The sequence below is a fragment of the Anaerostipes amylophilus genome (assembly GCF_025567365.1).
Classification (GTDB): Bacteria; Bacillota; Clostridia; order Lachnospirales; family Lachnospiraceae; genus Anaerostipes; species Anaerostipes amylophilus.
Genome location: NZ_JAOQJG010000019.1, coordinates 1 through 615, shown reverse-complemented (window position 1 = coordinate 615; position 615 = coordinate 1). Strand labels below are relative to the sequence as shown.

The window sequence follows — 615 nt, the reverse complement described above, 5'->3', positions numbered from 1 at the left end:
CATAGCTGCATGTGGGGAACCCGGGGAACTGAAACATCTAAGTACCCGGAGGAAGAGAAAGAAAATTTATCGATTTCCAAAGTAGCGGCGAGCGAAATGGAAAGAGCCCAAACCGTGATGCGTGCATCGCGGGGTTCGGACTGCGTCGTGGCAGGCGTAAGATAGGAGAACGGACTGGGAAGTCCGGCCGGAGAGAGTGAAAGCCTCGTATCCGAAATCCCAAGCCGCCTAGCAGGATCCAGAGTAGGACGAGACACGAGAAACCTTGTCTGAACGAGCGGGGACCACCCCGTAAGGCTAAATACTTCTTAGTGACCGATAGCGCATAGTACTGTGAAGGAAAGGTGAAAAGTACCCCGGGAGGGGAGTGAAAGAGAACCTGAAACCCTGTGTCTACAAGCTGTGGGACCTCTTTATATGAGGGACTGCGTACTTTTTGTAGAACGGTCCGGCGAGTTGTGCGTACTGGCAAGGTTAAGGACTTCAGGTCCGGAGCCGAAGTGAAAGCAAGCATTAATAGTGCGTCAAGTCAGTGAGTGCAGACCCGAAACCGGGTGACCTATCCATGTCCAGGTTGAAGCTTCCGTAAGAGGAAGTGGAGGACCGAACCCACAT

At 52.8% G+C, this 615-nt stretch carries 1 rRNA gene; it reads left to right on the top strand.

The window, feature by feature from the left end:
* A 23S ribosomal RNA gene (locus OCV53_RS12215) occupies positions 1 to 615 on the top strand; the annotation flags it as partial.